General features: G+C 67.1%; 13 protein-coding genes. 9 read left to right on the top strand and 4 right to left on the bottom strand.

Annotation, left to right across the window (positions count from 1 at the left end; translation table 11 throughout):
- Positions 1–118 precede the first annotated feature (118 nt).
- Entirely contained in the window at positions 119–874 is a 756-nt protein-coding gene (locus ABZT49_RS07970) for a sulfite exporter TauE/SafE family protein (RefSeq protein WP_355285160.1), read from the bottom strand.
- A gap of 178 nt (positions 875–1,052) precedes the next feature.
- Here ABZT49_RS07970 and ruvC point away from each other — a divergent pair, with 178 nt between their 5' ends.
- Positions 1,053–1,610 (top strand): crossover junction endodeoxyribonuclease RuvC, encoded by a 558-nt coding sequence (gene ruvC, locus ABZT49_RS07965; protein ID WP_355285159.1) that lies wholly within the window; start codon positions 1,053–1,055, stop codon positions 1,608–1,610.
- 365 nt (positions 1,611–1,975) lie between these two features.
- On the opposite strand, the gene ABZT49_RS07960 is transcribed toward ruvC, so the two are convergent.
- Positions 1,976–3,721, bottom strand: a complete 1,746-nt coding sequence (locus ABZT49_RS07960) for a TIR domain-containing protein (protein WP_355285158.1) — start codon at positions 3,719–3,721, stop codon at positions 1,976–1,978.
- 765 nt (positions 3,722–4,486) lie between these two features.
- On the opposite strand from ABZT49_RS07960, the gene ABZT49_RS07955 reads away from it, so the two are divergent.
- The 6 genes from ABZT49_RS07955 (at position 4,487) to ABZT49_RS07930 (ending at position 11,170) form a co-directional block, all read left to right on the top strand.
- On the top strand, positions 4,487–5,659 hold the full coding sequence (locus ABZT49_RS07955; RefSeq protein WP_355285157.1) for an isovaleryl-CoA dehydrogenase: 1,173 nt from the start codon (positions 4,487–4,489) through the stop codon (positions 5,657–5,659).
- 12 nt (positions 5,660–5,671) lie between these two features.
- Complete coding sequence (locus ABZT49_RS07950; RefSeq protein WP_355285155.1) at positions 5,672–7,279, top strand: carboxyl transferase domain-containing protein; 1,608 nt, start codon at positions 5,672–5,674, stop codon at positions 7,277–7,279.
- Between the two features lie 7 nt (positions 7,280–7,286).
- Positions 7,287–9,233 (top strand): acetyl/propionyl/methylcrotonyl-CoA carboxylase subunit alpha, encoded by a 1,947-nt coding sequence (locus ABZT49_RS07945; RefSeq protein ID WP_355285153.1) that lies wholly within the window; start codon positions 7,287–7,289, stop codon positions 9,231–9,233.
- On the top strand, positions 9,230–9,718 hold the full coding sequence (locus tag ABZT49_RS07940) for a MaoC family dehydratase (RefSeq protein WP_355285151.1): 489 nt from the start codon (positions 9,230–9,232) through the stop codon (positions 9,716–9,718). Before ABZT49_RS07945 ends, ABZT49_RS07940 begins: the two co-directional genes overlap by 4 nt.
- Before the next feature lie 353 nt (positions 9,719–10,071).
- Complete coding sequence (locus ABZT49_RS07935; protein WP_355285149.1) at positions 10,072–10,938, top strand: CoA ester lyase; 867 nt, start codon at positions 10,072–10,074, stop codon at positions 10,936–10,938.
- A gap of 4 nt (positions 10,939–10,942) precedes the next feature.
- Complete coding sequence (locus ABZT49_RS07930; protein WP_355285148.1) at positions 10,943–11,170, top strand: UPF0175 family protein; 228 nt, start codon at positions 10,943–10,945, stop codon at positions 11,168–11,170.
- Positions 11,171–11,244: 74 nt separating this feature from the next.
- Here the strand turns inward: ABZT49_RS07930 and ABZT49_RS07925 are convergent, their stop codons facing one another.
- Together ABZT49_RS07925 and ABZT49_RS07920 are read right to left on the bottom strand one after the other, a co-directional pair.
- Positions 11,245–11,511, bottom strand: a complete 267-nt coding sequence (locus ABZT49_RS07925) for a transcriptional regulator (RefSeq protein WP_355285146.1) — start codon at positions 11,509–11,511, stop codon at positions 11,245–11,247.
- 6 nt (positions 11,512–11,517) lie between these two features.
- Positions 11,518–11,808, bottom strand: a complete 291-nt coding sequence (locus ABZT49_RS07920) for a type II toxin-antitoxin system RelE/ParE family toxin (protein ID WP_355285144.1) — start codon at positions 11,806–11,808, stop codon at positions 11,518–11,520.
- Positions 11,809–11,954: 146 nt separating this feature from the next.
- On the opposite strand from ABZT49_RS07920, the gene ABZT49_RS07915 reads away from it, so the two are divergent.
- Both ABZT49_RS07915 and ABZT49_RS07910 read left to right on the top strand, forming a co-directional pair.
- Positions 11,955–13,124 (top strand): AMP-binding protein, encoded by a 1,170-nt coding sequence (locus tag ABZT49_RS07915; RefSeq protein ID WP_355285142.1) that lies wholly within the window; start codon positions 11,955–11,957, stop codon positions 13,122–13,124.
- A gap of 263 nt (positions 13,125–13,387) precedes the next feature.
- Positions 13,388–14,245: a hypothetical protein gene (locus tag ABZT49_RS07910; RefSeq protein WP_355285140.1), complete on the top strand. Its 858-nt coding sequence runs from the start codon at positions 13,388–13,390 to the stop codon at positions 14,243–14,245.
- Positions 14,246–14,259 lie beyond the last annotated feature (14 nt).

The following is a 14,259-nucleotide window of genomic DNA, read 5'->3' as shown; positions in this document are numbered from 1 at the left end:
TCGGCATCCCCGATCACGGGCCACCCATCCCACCTCTCGCAGACTTGGTCAGGCAGACCTCACCAGCCTGACCGCCCGCGATTTTGCCCCGGTTACGAGTTTCTCCGTGCAACTCTGCTCAGCGCAGCGGCAGCGCCAGGCAGACCGCCAGCAGGATCACTGTATAGGCCACGGCCCGAAAAACCCGGTCGGAGGCGAGGCGGAAGCCGTGCGAGCCGACCGCGAGGCCGAGTCCGTAGGGCAGGAGCAGCGGCAGGGCCTCGGCGAAGCGGGGGCCCGACAGCACCCCGGTCGCCGTGAACACCACGCCCGACACCAGGGTCGAGAGGCCGAAATAGGCCATCAAGTTGTCGCGGACCTGTCCCGCCGAGGCGCGCTGGCTGGCGAGCCAGAAGACGGCCAGCGGCATGCCGCCCAGAGCCGCGAAGCCGCTCGCCAGCCCCGAGGCGCCGCCGGTGGCGAGCGAGAGCGGCAGCGAGGGCACGCCGCGGTAGCGCCAGCCCGAGACGAGGGCGGCGAGGGCCAGCAGGATCGCCCCGGCGGTGATCCAGCGGGTGAGGCCCGGGTCGAGCCGGGTGAGGAGCCAGACGCCGACCGGCAGCAGGAGCGTGGAGCCGACGAGCAGCGGGACCACCTCGCGCCAGGTCGCCCGCCGGGCGGAGCGGGCGCCGAACCACAGCGAGAACGGCGCGTCGACGACCCAGATCAGCCCCACCGCCGCCGCCGGACCGACCGCGGCGGCCGCGATCGGCACGAACACCATCGCGAAGCCGAACCCGGTGAAGCCACGCACCAGCCCGCCGACCAGGGCAGCGAGGAACAGGGTGATGGCCCGGGCATCGAGGGGCAGGAGAGTGGCGAGGTCGAGCGACATGATGCCACCACGCCGCCACGGCTACGGTTCGTCAAGGTGTTGGTCCCAAGAGTGTTCACGGAACGTCCCGCGGTGGCGGCGCCGGTTCCTGGCTACGGAGGCGGCGCTTCGCGCCGGGACGGTTTCGCGGCATGATGCGGGCGCCGCCTGCATCCACGGCAAGGACATTCGAGCGGCGATGAGCGAACCGATCCGCATCCTCGGCATCGATCCGGGCCTGCGCCGCACCGGCTGGGGTCTGATCACCGTCACGGGCACCCGCCTCGCCTTCGTGGCGAGCGGCACCGTGACCTCGAACGGCGACGACGACCTCGCCACCCGCCTGCGCACCCTGCACGAGGGCCTGACCAAGGTTGTCGCCACGCTCGCCCCCGACGAGGCGGCGGTCGAGGAGACCTTCGTCAACAAGGACGCCCAGGCGACCCTGAAGCTCGGCCATGCCCGCGCCGTCGCCCTGCTGGTGCCGGCTCTGGCCGGCCTGCCGGTGGCGGAATACGCCGCCAACCTGGTGAAGAAGACCGTGGTCGGCGCCGGCCACGCCGAGAAGGACCAGGTCGGCGCCATGGTACGCTTCCTCCTGCCGAAGGCGACCGCCGACACCGCGGACGCCGCCGACGCCCTGGCGATCGCCATCACGCATGCGAGCCACCGGGCGGCGCGGGCCCGGGCGGCGACGCAGGCCGCGGCAGCGGGGCCGGGGGCGGCGCGGATCGCCCGGGCGGCGGCGCGGGGGTAGAGCTGGGAGGGAAGCCTGGCTGTGCGGGAGGCTAATTTCGATCCGTTGCGGCCATCCCGGAAATCAGGCTCGGCTGTACGGAAAACAGGTGTTTTCCGTTATCCGAGATGGCCAGTCGGGCATGTTGGCTGACACCTGACGCGGACGAGCTCTTTATGGATCTGCTTACGATCCATAGCAGCGGTTGCGCCGCCAATGTGCAAGCGGTCTCGGTGATCGGCTTCTAGCGGCTCAGCCGTACCGGGTCGCGGCACCCCATTTCCCATAGAAATTAGTGAAGTTAGCTCTCAGCAAGTGCGAAGCGCATCATCTCCTCGCCTTCGTTACGCCTCGATCGAACTTACGATCAAATAATTCAAACACAATTACCTATTTTTAAAGCCAGAAACATAATCTTTATTTTCAGCCTGCGGCGCAGTATTATTATATAAATAGCACCATTTACTAGACTTTGCAAAACTAAAACCACTGCATTGCCTATTATCGATACAGGATGTTTGACATTTTTCGATGCTAATGTACTTCAACGTATCGATGGAATTCCCTTTGATTTCCGTATTGTTCTTGATATTGAACACTTCTCCAGCAATAGGGCTAGGTCCTTGAGTCAACGATGGCTTCTTTGGCGTCTCAAGCGTCACCAGATTTCGAAAACCAGAGTCATAGTCTTGGTTATCATAACGCTGATCACTTTTGGCGTGTAGGTAACACCAGCTACTCGCCTTTGCAAAAGAAAAGGCGTTGCATCCACCTGCAATAGAGCACTGAGATCTACAATCATTAATTGTTATATTTTTTATAGTTCTGAACGGGGATCCGCCGATATCAATTCCCGATTTTATCTCGAACGATGCCGATGTGGCAACATTCGATTGATCTTCAGACAGATTTTTTTCATTCTTTTCATTTGAAAATTGAGGGGTATATTGATATGTGTTCAGACGTTGTGTGAGGTCTGTTACGATTATATCGCTTGCTCCCTTTGCGCGACTCAGGCCGTCAGCCTGAATTTTGAAATCGTTCACCTTTTTGTCGCTGTCAGACTTTGCTAGCTTCAAAGCGTTGATCTGAGCTTCGAGCTCCTCAACCTTCGCTGTACGTTGCGCCCACTCGTTATTAAGTACTGGCCGATACGCCCAGAAACTCAGGATCATCAATGCTGAAATCACTGACATCAAATGAAATATTCTTATTTTCGCTGAAAAGCTACGCCCAGACGGTTGAGACCCCAGGGTCCTTATTGTATCTTGCAGCTCGCTGATTTTTTTGTTGAGTGCGGTCACTTCTTCTTGAGCTGCATGTACCTGCCCCTCCGTCGCATATAAACGTTTGAGCAGATCGGCTGCCCGCAGCTCAACTTTCGATCGCGCGTCCTTTAAGTCATTTATCTCAAATTTGTGCGCATCTTCTGCATTGGCAGCATGCTCACGCTCCTGACTGATTTGATCTTCTGCTTTTTTTATTTGCAGCAATAATTCAGATACTCGCGTTTCGCTCTCAGATTTTGCGATATTTATTTCTTCATGGATGGACTTAAGCGTTCGGGCTGTGACGACAGCCTCGTCGCGTTCTTGTTCTAACTGCCGCCTGCTATCGGCTTCCTTTGTTGCAATTTCCTTCCAAGTGTTTTCTCGCACTTCTGCTTGCAGGCGTCGAGTACTGTGGAGGTGCAGCCCGGCCTCAAGCTCAACAATTTGCTGCTGCGCCCAGGTAGGCATTAGCTTGGTTTTAATTTCGCGAAGGAATTGTTTCCATCGGTCTTGCTCAAAATCGCCTTTCAAATCGGCTAAGTTTATAGCTTGCGTGGTGTACATTCCCATCGGAAATTGATCAGGCGTAAGTGACTCCAGTAAAACGGAGACGAGCTTGCCCATTCCATCGGCAACTGTAGCCTCATGGCGAACCATTTTGGAAGCGACGGACGCGGAAGACCAAAACACAACCGCGCATTTTGACACTCTAAGATGCTGTCGGATCCAGCTATCCCAATCTTTACCTAGCGGCACTTCTTGATCCCAGAACACCTCGAACCCTTGCACTTCAAGGGCATCGTGAATGGGACGCACTCGCTCGCGATCATTGCTCTGGTAGGAGAAGAAGATGTCTGCCATGCCGTCCCTCCGGCACGCCTTTTGGCGCGATACCATACAACAAAGCGGAGCGGCTATAAAGCTTGGACCTGCCTCCATGGGAGTGGTTCTGCAACATTGATATCCCTAGCGAAGTCGGAAGTGTCGTGCCAAGACCCCATTTCGGGGGACGTAGCTTGACGGATTTGTAAGCGGCGGGCGCTGTGGGCGTTGGGGCAATGCCTGACGCTGATTTGGTTGGGGAAGCGTCGGAGCAGCGGCTGCAGATTGGCGATCTCATAACGTTCGACGGGGAAGTTGCGCCGGATCTCGTCCTGGGAACGGGCGGAGCTGTAGAGGTTGCACATGGCTGGGATCGTAGCCGATCGGGATCAGCCAGTCTCTTGATGCGGAGCGATCTCCATTGCGCTTCGAGCGGTCGCTTTCGACCGCGTGCGGTCATTCAGACTGTCACGCTTGGCTGTACGGGAAACATGTGTTTGCCGACAGGGTGGCGAGCATGGTCGCCGACGCGCGCGCCCTTCAGGCCTCGGCCGCGATGCTTGCACGACAAACCCTGTCGGATTGTTGGCGCGCACGGAAACGCCGCTGCAGGGGTTTTCCGTGCACATCCGGCCGGGGGCGAGCGCGGCCTCGGCCTGCCGGCTATTCACGATCGCCCACTCGACGCCGGTCATCGCATGCCCTCCCGCGCGGGCGAGCCACCGCGCCCCGCGGACGGCGCGAGCAGGCTTGTTTTAAAAAACGATCGTTCGTATGAATGGAGAAAATCCAGGGAGGGCGCCGATGATCCCGAACGCCGCGCGTGAGTTCAATTTCGGCCTGGGCGAGACCGCCGAGGCGATCCGCGACAGCGTGCGCAGCTTCGCGCAAGACAAGATCGCGCCGCGGGCCGCGGAGATCGACCGCACCAACACCTTCCCGCGCGACCTCTGGCCCGAGATGGGGGCGCTCGGCCTCCACGGCATCACGGTCGAGGAGGAGTATGGCGGCCTCGGCCTCGGCTACCTCGCCCATTGCGTGGCGATGGAGGAGGTGTCGCGGGCCTCCGCCTCGGTCGGCCTGTCCTACGGCGCGCACTCCAACCTGTGCGTCAACCAGATCCGCCGCAACGGCTCGGACGCGCAGAAGCACAAGTACCTGCCGAAGCTCATCTCCGGCGAGCATGTCGGGGCGCTCGCCATGTCGGAGCCGGGCGCCGGCTCGGACGTGGTATCGATGCGCACCCGCGCCGAGAAGAAGGGCGACCGCTACGTCCTGACCGGCTCGAAGATGTGGATCACCAACGGTCCCGTCGCCGAGACGCTGGTGGTCTACGCCAAGACCGACCCGGGGGCGGGATCGCGCGGCATCACCGCCTTCCTGGTCGAGAAGGGCATGAAGGGCTTTTCGACAGCCCAGAAGCTCGACAAGCTCGGCATGCGCGGCTCGGACACGTGCGAGCTGGTGTTCGAGGAGTGCGAGATTCCGGAAGAGAACGTGCTCGGCACGGTCGGCCGCGGCGTCAACGTGCTGATGTCGGGCCTCGATTACGAGCGGGCGGTGCTGGCGGCGGGGCCGCTCGGCATCATGCAGGCCTGCCTCGACGTGGTGATGCCCTACGTCCACGAGCGCAAGCAGTTCGGCCAGCCGATCGGCGAGTTCCAGCTCGTCCAGGGCAAGCTCGCCGACATGTACGTCTCGACCAACGCCGCCAAGGCCTACGTCTACGCGGTGGCCCAGGCTTGCGACCGCGGCGAGACCACCCGCGAGGACGCCGCCGGCGCGATTCTCTACGCCGCCGAGCGGGCGACGCAATGCGCCCTCGACGCGATCCAGCTGCTCGGCGGCAACGGCTACATCAACGACTACCCGACCGGGCGGCTCCTGCGCGACGCCAAGCTCTACGAGATCGGCGCCGGCACCAGCGAGATCCGCCGGATGCTGATCGGCCGCGAGCTCTTCACGAAGTCCGCCTGAGGTCTGAAGCCGATGCCGGTCATCCCCACCAGCGCCGACCTCGCCTCCGGGGCGGCGGAGCAGAACCGTGCGGCCTGGAGCGAGCTGCGCCAGACCCTCAAGGCCCACCGCGCCAGGGCCGCCGCCGGCGGGCCGGAGCGGGCCCGCGAGCGCCACGTCGCCCGCGGCAAGCTCCTGCCCCGCGACCGGGTCCTGCGCCTGCTCGATCCGGGCTCGCCCTTCCTGGAACTCGGCGGGCTCGCCGCGAACGGGCTATACGGCGACGACATCCACGCCGCCGGCCTCATCACCGGCATCGGCCGGGTGGCGGGCCGCGAGGTGATGGTGGTCTGCAACGACGCCACCATCAAGGGCGGCACCTATTATCCGCTCACGGTCAAGAAGCACCTGCGGGCGCAGGAGATCGCGCTCCAGAACTGCCTGCCCTGCCTCTACCTCGTCGATTCCGGCGGCGCCAACCTGCCGCAGCAGACCGAGGTCTTTCCCGACCGCGAGCATTTCGGCCGGATCTTCTACAACCAGGCGCAGATGTCGGCCGCCGGCATCCCGCAGATCGCCTGCGTGATGGGGTCGTGCACCGCCGGCGGCGCCTACGTGCCGGCGATGTCGGACGAGAGCGTGATCGTGCGCCGCCAGGGCACGATCTTCCTCGGCGGTCCGCCTCTCGTGAAGGCCGCGACCGGCGAGGTGGTGAGCGCCGAGGACCTCGGCGGCGCCGACGTCCATGCCCGCCTGTCGGGCGTCGCCGACCACTACGCCACCGACGATGCCCACGCGCTCGCGATCCTGCGCCGCATCGTCGGCGGCCTCAATACCGTCAAGCGCCCGGATCTTGACATCGCGGCCCCGGTCGACCCCGCCTACGACGTCGCCGATCTCGACGCCCTGGTGCCGACCGACCTGCGCAAGCAGTACGACGCCCGCGAGCTGATCGCCCGCCTCGTCGACGGCTCGGAATTCGACGAGTTCAAGCGGCTCTACGGCACCACGCTCGTCACCGGGTTCGCGCGGCTGCACGGCATGCCGGTCGGGATCCTGGCCAATAACGGCATCCTCTACTCGGAGAGCGCGCTCAAAGGGGCGCACTTCATCGAGTTGTGCTGCCAGCGCCGAATCCCGCTGGTCTTCCTCCAGAACATCTCGGGCTTCATGGTCGGGCGCGAGGTCGAGGCCGGCGGCATCGCCAAGAACGGCGCCAAGCTCGTGACCGCGGTCGCGACCGCGGCGGTGCCGAAGCTCACGCTGATCGTCGGCGGCTCCTACGGGGCGGGCAATTACGGCATGTGCGGCCGGGCCTACTCGCCCCGCTTCCTGTTCGCCTGGCCGAATTCACGCATCTCGGTGATGGGCGCCGAGCAGGCGGCGAGCGTGCTCGCCACCGTCCGGCGCGACAACATCGAGGCCGGGGGCGGCGCCTGGAGCCCGGAGGAGGAGGAGGCGTTCAAGGCGCCGATCCGCGCCGGGTTCGAGGAGGAAGGCTCGCCCTACTACGCCACCGCCCGGCTGTGGGACGACGGCATCATCCTGCCGGAAGAGACGCGCCGGGTGCTCGGCCTGTCGCTCTCGGCCTGCCTCAACGCGCCGGTACCGGAGACCCGGTTCGGCCTGTTCCGGATGTGAGGACGCCATGACGACACGCCGCCTCGCCTCCGTCCTCATCGCCAATCGCGGCGAGATCGCCTGCCGGGTGATCCGCACCGCCCAACGCCTCGGGATGCGCACCATCGCGGTCCATTCCGAGGCCGACCGCGACGCGTTGCACGTCGCGCTCGCCGACGAGGCCTTTTTGCTCGGCCCGGCCCAGGCCGCCGAGTCCTATCTGCGCATCGACCGTATCATCGAGGCCGCGCGGGCAAGCGGGGCCGAGTGCATCCATCCGGGCTACGGCTTCCTCTCCGAGCGGCCGGACTTCGCCGACGCCTGCGCCGAGGCCGGCATCGTCTTCGTCGGTCCCCCGGCCTCGGCCATCCGCGCCATGGGCCTCAAGGACGCCGCCAAGGCCCTCGTCGCGCAAGCCGGCGTGCCGGTGGTGCCGGGCTATCACGGTGCCCGCCAGGACCCGGATTTCCTCGCGGCGGAGGCCGCTGCGATCGGCTACCCCGTCCTCATCAAGGCGGTGGCCGGCGGCGGCGGCAAGGGCATGCGCCGGGTCGAGGGGCCGGAAGGCTTCGCGGACGCCCTCGCCTCGGCCCAGCGCGAGGCGCAGAACGCCTTCGGCGACCCGCGGGTGCTGGTCGAGAAGTATATTTTGTCGCCGCGCCACGTCGAGATCCAGGTCTTCTGCGACGCCCACGGCAACGCCGTGCACCTGTTCGAGCGCGACTGCTCGCTCCAGCGCCGCCACCAGAAGGTGATCGAGGAGGCGCCCGCCCCCGGCATGCCCGATGAGGTCCGCACCGCGATGGGTCGCGCCGCGGTCGAGGCGGCGAAGGCGGTGGGCTATGTCGGCGCCGGCACGGTCGAGTTCATCGCCGACGGCCGCGAGGACCTGCGCCCCGACGGCTTCTGGTTCATGGAGATGAACACGAGGCTCCAGGTCGAGCACCCGGTGACCGAAGCGATCACCGGCCACGACCTCGTCGAGTGGCAGTTCCGGGTGGCTTCCGGCGGGACGCTGCCGGTGGGCCAGGAGGGCTTGACCATCCACGGCCACGCCGTCGAGGCGCGGCTCTACGCCGAGGACCCGGATCACGGCTTCCTGCCCTCGACCGGCCCCTTGCGGGCCCTCGACCTGCCCTCGGGCGACGGCATCCGGGTCGATACCGGCGTGCGCGCCGGCGACCGGGTGACGCCGTTCTACGACCCGATGATCGCCAAGGTGATCGCCCACGGGGCGACCCGCATCGAGGCTCTCGATCGCCTCGCCGAGGCGCTGGGCCGCACCCGGGTGGCGGGGCCGAAGACCAACGTCGCCTTCCTCAAGGCGCTCGCCGAGGCGCCCGATTTTCGCGAAGGCCACTTCGATACCGGCTTCATCGACCGCGACCTCGCCGCCCTGACGGCGCCGAGCCCGCACCGCGACGGCGCGATCCGCGCTGGCATCCGGGCGCTGGTGGCGCGGGCGACTCCCGCCGGCGCCAGTTCGCCCTGGGATGCGGCGGACGGGTTCCAGCTCGGCGAGGCCCGCCGCCAGGTGTTTCCGTTCGTGCTCGAGGGCGAGCCGACCGAGGCCGTGCTGCACTGGGGCGCCTCCGGGCCGAGCGTGGAGTATGGCGCCCCGTCGCCCGAGCCCGCCTCCCTGGCGGTGGTCGAGGCACCGAACGGCGTGCTGGTCCTCTCCGAGGGCCGCCAGATCGCCCTCTCCCCGCCCGATCCCTTCGCGGTCGATCTCGACCACATCGACCAGGGCGGCACCATCAAGGCGCCGATGCACGGCCGCCTCGTCGCCGTGCTGGTCGCCCCCGGCGACCGGGTCGTGCGCGGCCAGCGCCTCGCCGTGGTCGAGGCGATGAAGATGGAGCACGCGCTGACGGCCCCCGCCGACGGCACCGTGGCCGAGGTCGCCGCGGAGGCCGGCCAGCAGGTCGCCGAGGGCGCCCGCCTGATCACCCTGACGACGGAGGATGCCGCGTGAGCCCGCTTCCCGCTTCTATCCATCCGCGCGGCGGCCTGTACTTCGAGGATTTCGAGGTCGGCGCGACGCTCCGCCATCGCCTCACCCGCACGGTGACGCAGATGGACAACATGCTGTTCTCCAACATGACCCTCAACCCGCAGCCGCTCCACATCGACGCGCATTTCTGCGCCACCGAGACCGAGTGGGGCAAACCGCTGATGAACTCGCTGTTCACCCTCGGGCTGATGATCGGTATCTCGGTCAACGACACGACGGTCGGCACCACGATCGGCAATCTCGGTATGACCGAGACGCGCTTTCCCGCGCCCCTGTTCGAGGGCGACACGGTGAACGTGACGACGGAGGTCGTCGCCAAGCGCGAATCGCGCTCGCGGCCGGAGGCCGGCATCGTCGAGTTCGTCCACCGCGCCTACAAGCAGGACGGCACGCTGGTGGCCGAGTGCCGGCGCCAGGCGATGATGCGCAAGCGCCCTGTGGCCTGAGCGCTCGTTCTCTTGACCCCGACTTCTCTTGGCCCCGACGGCGATGACGCCCTCCATGTCATCCCGGGGCCGCGCAGCGGAACCCGGGATCCATAACCGCTGACGCTTCCGGATGAAGCGGAACGCCGGTCGCCTTGTCCTGAACTGTCAGCGGTTATGGATCCCGGGTTCTCGCTTGCAGCGAGCCCCGGGATGACGAAGAGGGCTTCATGCAGGCCCATCAATTCAGACAGGTTCCGACTACGGCTCGACCTGCGAGCACAGGTCATCCGCGTCTCGTTCACGTCCCACCCGCAGCCTCATGCTCCGGTCGCGAGTGGAATAAGATCATCAGACCAGGCAGGCTCCCCGTCATGCGCTCCATGCTGTTCGTGCCCGGCGATTCCTCCCGCAAGCAGGAGAAGGGCCTGGAGGTCGGGGCCGATGCCCTGATCCTCGACCTGGAGGACTCCGTCGCGCCGGCCGAGAAGCCGAAGGCCCGCGAGGTCGCAGCCGGCTTCCTGGCGCGGATGCGGGACCAGGCCGGCAGGCCGAAGCTCTACATCCGCGTCAACGCCCTCGACACCGGCCTCACCGAGGACGACCTCGCCGCGGTGATGCCGCATGCCCCCGACGGGATCATGCTGCCCAAGGCCGAGGGCGGTCCCTCGGTGGCGCATCTCGGCGCCCGCCTCGCGGTCTACGAGGCCGAACACGGTCTTCCCGACGGCGCCACCCGCATCCTGCCGATCGCGACGGAGACCGCTCGGGCGGTGTTCGCGCTGTCCACCCTGCCGGGATCGAGCCCGCGGCTCTCCGGGATCACCTGGGGCGCGGAGGACCTCTCGGCCGACATCGGCGCCGAGACCAACCGGGGCGAGGACGGCGCCTGGAGCGCGCCGTTCCAGCTCGCCCGCAACCTGACCCTGATGGCGGCCGCCGCGGCGGAGGTCGACGCCATCGACACCATCAATGCCCAATTCCGCGATCTCGAGGGCCTCGCCCGCGAGTGCCGCGCGGCACGGCGCGACGGGTTCGTCGGCAAAATGGCGATCCACCCGGCGCAGGTCGCGGTGATCAACGAGGCCTTCACGCCGACCGATGCGGCGATCGCCCAGGCGCGGACGATCGTGGCGGCCTTCGCCGCGGCGCCGGGCGTCGGCGTCGTCGGGATCGACGGCGAGATGTTCGACCGGCCGCACCTGCGGCGGGCGGAGCGGCTGCTGGCGCGGGCGGAGTGAGGTGATGCGGATGGAGGCGGACGGAGACGCATTCGCCCGGCGCGCCTTGGAAGAACTCGCGGTCGAGGAATTCCAGGCCGGGCGTCTGACCCAGCCCGAGTTGCGCCGCCGCCTCAGCTTCGGCACCCGGATGGCGCTCGACGCTTTCCTCAAGGAGCGCGGCATCTCCGCCGATCACGATCAGGCGGACCTGGCGCAGGATCTGCGCGACCTCGATCGCATCGGCCTGTGACGCGCTTTGCGGTCTCCACCCGACGGGCCCGGAGAGAAAGGAACCGCAGAGTTCAGATCGCAGACAAGGCCGACTCAGGATGTTCCAAGCGGTGCGACGCTCATCCTGAGCCCGAGCCGGTGCAGCAGGTCGGTGACGGCAGCCAGATGCGTAACCCCCGCCTGCACGTCTCCACGAGCGAGGCCGCGCGCCCGTGCGACGGCTTCGAGCGCGCGGGCAACGAGCGCCGGGTCGTCCTCGGCGAGCACCGCTTCGAGGTAGGCGGCGATCCGCTCCGGGCTGTCGAGGTAGTCCGCCGTATCGTAGGGGGTGAGCAGGACGTTTGTCATGATGGTCACCATCGACGTTCAGAGGGCCGCTGCCAAGGCCTTCGCCCGTCGGATGTCGCGCGACTGGGAGGACTTATCGCCCCCGCACAGGAGAACGACGATGTCCTCTCCGCGACGCACGAAGTAGACTCGGTAGCCAGGGCCGACATGAACGCGCATCTCGCTCACGCCATCGCCGACCGGAGCCACGTCGCCCGGATTGCCGAGCACCAGCCGGTCGATTCTCTTGGCGATCTGAGCGAACGCCGCCGCATCGCGCAGCCTCGAGAACCACGCCGCAAACTCGGGATGCTGCTGTATGCGCGCCATGACGTTACGGCATCGATGATGCCTCGTGTACCGGGGCTCGGATTGACGGGCAAGCACGCAGCCTTCGTCATCACGGGCCCTTCCCTTCAACCCTGACGCAACCGCGCGGCCAACGCGCGGACCATCTCCCGGGAGAACGCCCCACGATGCCCCAATCCGCCCTCCTCGCCCGCCTCCCCGGCGCCCTGGCGGCCGCCCTGAAGGCCCCCGCCTACGCCACCCACCTCGCCGGGCTCGACCCCGCCACCGTGACCGACCGGGCGGCGCTCGCCCGCCTGCCGGTCCTGCGCAAGGGCGAGATGCCGGCGCGCCAGCGCGAGGCCCTGCCCTTCGGCGGCTTCGTGCCGGGGCCGGCCGGAGAATTTCCCCGCCTGTTCACCTCGCCGGGGCCGATCTTCGAGCCGCAGCGGGCCGGGGAGGATCCGTGGGGCGGCGCGCCGGCGCTCGCGGCCGCGGGCTTCAAGCCCGGCGAGGTGGTGCTCAACACCTTCGGCTATCACCTGACGCCGGGCGGCTTCATCTTCGACACGGCCGCCCGGGCGCTCGGCTGCGCGGTGATCCCGGCCGGGCCCGGCAATACCGAGCAGCAGCTCGACCTGATCGAGGCCTATAGGCCCGCCGGCTATGTCGGCACGCCGGACTTCCTCAAGGTGCTGCTCGATGCCGGCGCCAAGGCCGGGCGGGACGTGTCGTCGCTCACGAAGGCGCTCGTCTCGGGCGCCGCCTTCCCGCCCTCGCTCCAGGCCGAGTTCCGGGAGCGCGGCATCGCCGCAGCCCAAGCCTACGCCACGGCGGATGTCGGCTTCATCGCCTACGAGACGCCGGGGGACCCGGGCCTCCTCGTCAGCGATGGGCTGATCCTCGAGATCGTGCGGCCCGGCACCGGCGATCCGGTGCCGGAGGGCGAGGTCGGCGAGATCGTCGTCACGGTGCTCGACCTCGACCGGCCGCTGATCCGCTACGCGCTCGGCGACCTCACGGCGGCCTTGCCGGGGGGCGAGCGCATCCGCGGCTGGATGGGCCGGGCCGACCAGGCCGCCAAGGTGAAGGGGATGTTCGTGCGCCTCGAGCAGGTCGCCGAGATCGCCCGCCGCCACCCGGAGCTCGGGCGCCTGCGCCTGGTGGTGACCCGGGCCGACGAGGCCGACGTCATGACCCTGCGGGCGGAGTCCGGCGCGAGCGACGCCGCCCTGGCCGAGGCGGTGGCCGAGACCCTGCGGGCGGTGACGAAGCTGCGCGGCACGGTCGAGATCGTCGCCCCCGGCAGCCTGCCCAACGACGGCAAGGTCATCGCCGACGAGCGGCCGGTGGGCTGAACCGGCGGGCGGCGGCGCACATTCGTGTCCGCCGTCCGTCACATGGTCTAGTTACGCTCCCAATAGATCACTCCCCAATCCACGGCATCGTCGCTCGCCGTATCTTCGCCAAGACGCGCCGTCGCCATCAATTCGCGTTAGAACATCAGCCGCTGGCACCCGCCGTTCGCGCACCGGTCGATTTTCCATCGGCCCGGGTTCTGCTCCGGATTGATGTCGCTCTAGGTTGTGATAGTGTCTCCGCACGAATCGGGGACGGGCACATGTCGAACGTGGCGGGCAAAGCCTATGGCATGAACGTCGTGACGCCGATCCGGCCACGATGGACTTGGCTCAATCGCTTCATCTTCATGGTCGCGCGGGTCTTTCCCGGAACTCTGTCGGGTCTTCTCGGCTTGTCGCTGATCCACTTCGCCCGCTGGGTGATCATCCGGCGCGACCAGTGGCCCCAGCGCGGCCAGCCGAAGCAGGTGCTCGCCAACGATTACATGCTGTTCTGCAGCAACTTCAACGGCACCTGGGACCAGTACATCGACGCGTTCGCGGACGGCATTCCCAACGGGCTCGACCTGTTCTGGTACTGCAGCACCAAGTATCCGAACTCGATCCCGATCACCCCGTTCAAGTCGTACATCCGGGCGAACCAAGTCGATACCGGCTACTACTACAACGCGACGCCGGGCAGCGGCCAGCGCGACATCAAGCTGGCGCTCCAGCTCGCCGCCGCTCTGCGGGCGGTGAGGCAGGACAGCGACGACGACGCCCTCGCGGCGGCCTTCGACGCGGTGCTCGCCGAGAACCAGGGCTGCCTCGGCACGCCGGGCTACGGGCCGGTGGCGAGCCGCGACACCGCGATCGCCGACCTGCATCGCTGCGCCATGGTGCGGGCCCGCTGGGGCCGGGACGGCAGCGGCCCGCCGCCGGTGGAGGTCGTCCAGGCGGCGCCCATCCCGAAAAGCGAGGCACCCGCCCCGGACGGCGAGGAGCCCGCCCTGGAGAGCATCCAGGCCGCCCCGCGCGCCGACGCGTCGGCCTCGCAGGCCGGCGAGGTCCGGGCCACCGTCGAGGCCCTGATCAAGGGCCGCACCCGCCGCAGCGCCGCGCGCCGCCACGACAGCTGACCGGACGCGCTGAC

The sequence above is a fragment of the Methylobacterium sp. EM32 genome (genome assembly GCF_040593685.1).
Classification (GTDB): Bacteria; Pseudomonadota; Alphaproteobacteria; order Rhizobiales; family Beijerinckiaceae; genus Methylobacterium.
The sequence above is the reverse complement of the archived record's forward strand: the minus strand, read 5'-3'. Positions and strand labels throughout refer to the sequence as shown.

Coding starts and splice junctions, on each gene's coding strand:
- ABZT49_RS07970 (WP_355285160.1), bottom strand. CDS start 874: ATGTCGCTCGACCTCGCCACTCTCCTGCCCCTCGATGCCCGGGCCATC.
- ruvC (WP_355285159.1), top strand. CDS start 1,053: ATGAGCGAACCGATCCGCATCCTCGGCATCGATCCGGGCCTGCGCCGC.
- ABZT49_RS07960 (WP_355285158.1), bottom strand. CDS start 3,721: ATGGCAGACATCTTCTTCTCCTACCAGAGCAATGATCGCGAGCGAGTG.
- ABZT49_RS07955 (WP_355285157.1), top strand. CDS start 4,487: ATGATCCCGAACGCCGCGCGTGAGTTCAATTTCGGCCTGGGCGAGACC.
- ABZT49_RS07950 (WP_355285155.1), top strand. CDS start 5,672: ATGCCGGTCATCCCCACCAGCGCCGACCTCGCCTCCGGGGCGGCGGAG.
- ABZT49_RS07945 (WP_355285153.1), top strand. CDS start 7,287: ATGACGACACGCCGCCTCGCCTCCGTCCTCATCGCCAATCGCGGCGAG.
- ABZT49_RS07935 (WP_355285149.1), top strand. CDS start 10,072: ATGCGCTCCATGCTGTTCGTGCCCGGCGATTCCTCCCGCAAGCAGGAG.
- ABZT49_RS07930 (WP_355285148.1), top strand. CDS start 10,943: ATGCGGATGGAGGCGGACGGAGACGCATTCGCCCGGCGCGCCTTGGAA.
- ABZT49_RS07925 (WP_355285146.1), bottom strand. CDS start 11,511: ATGGTGACCATCATGACAAACGTCCTGCTCACCCCCTACGATACGGCG.
- ABZT49_RS07920 (WP_355285144.1), bottom strand. CDS start 11,808: ATGGCGCGCATACAGCAGCATCCCGAGTTTGCGGCGTGGTTCTCGAGG.
- ABZT49_RS07915 (WP_355285142.1), top strand. CDS start 11,955: ATGCCCCAATCCGCCCTCCTCGCCCGCCTCCCCGGCGCCCTGGCGGCC.
- ABZT49_RS07910 (WP_355285140.1), top strand. CDS start 13,388: ATGTCGAACGTGGCGGGCAAAGCCTATGGCATGAACGTCGTGACGCCG.